The organism is Streptomyces sp. NRRL F-5727 (assembly GCF_000719555.1).
In the GTDB taxonomy this organism is placed as follows: Bacteria; Actinomycetota; Actinomycetes; order Streptomycetales; family Streptomycetaceae; genus Streptomyces.
In genome coordinates this window covers 1-871 of the sequence record NZ_JOGX01000146.1, presented here as the reverse complement: position 1 = coordinate 871, position 871 = coordinate 1, and the positions used below count along the sequence as shown (strand labels likewise).

The 871-nt window shown below is 74.2% G+C and carries 1 protein-coding gene; it reads right to left on the bottom strand.

Translation table 11 applies throughout. The features are described 5' to 3' along the window. The coding region (locus tag IF73_RS0137060; RefSeq protein ID WP_031015929.1) for a ferrochelatase at positions 1-871 on the bottom strand (871 nt) is incomplete at both ends.

Sequence of the window (871 nt, the reverse complement as noted above, 5' to 3'; positions counted from 1 at the left end):
GTGCCGCGCTCGGCGGCGGCCCGCTCCAGGACGAGCTCGCGGACGGCGGCGGCGAACCGCGGGTCGGCGCCGACGGTGGCGGAGCGGCGGACCGGGAGGCCCAGCTCGGCGGCCTTGGCGGTGGCCTCGGTGTCGAGGTCGTACAGGACCTCCATGTGGTCCGAGACGAAGCCGATCGGCACCATGACGGCGGCGGGGGCGCCGGCCGCGCTCAGCTCCTCCAGGTGGTCGCAGATGTCGGGCTCCAGCCAGGGGATGTGCGGGGCGCCGCTGCGGGACTGGTAGACGAGCTTCCAGGGGTGGTCGACGCCGGTCCGCTCGCGCACCGCGTCGACGATGACCCGGGCCACGTCGAGGTGCTGTTTCACGTAGGCGCCGCCGGGGCCGTGGTCGGCGACGGGGCCGGAGGTGTCGGCGGCGGAGTCCGGGATGGAGTGGGTGGTGAAGGCGAGGTGGGCGCCGGCCCGGACGGGCTCGTCGAGCTCGGCGAGGGAGGCGAGGACGCCCTCGACCATGGGCTCCACGAAGCCGGGGTGGTTGAAGTAGTGGCGGAGCTTGTCGACCCGGGGCAGCGGCAGGCCCTCCGCCTCCAGGGCGGCGAGCGCGTCGGCGAGGTTCTCGCGGTACTGGCGGCAGCCGGAGTAGGAGGCGTACGCGCTGGTGGTGAGGACGGCGATGTGGCGGCGCCCGTCGTGGACCATCTCGCGGAGGGTGTCGGTGAGGTAGGGGGCCCAGTTCCGGTTGCCCCAGTAGACCGGCAGGCCGAGGCCGGACCCGGCGAAGTCGGTCCGCAGCGCGTCGAGCAGGGCGCGGTTCTGGCCGTTGATCGGGCTGACGCCGCCGAAGAGGAAGTAGTGCTGCCCCACCTCCT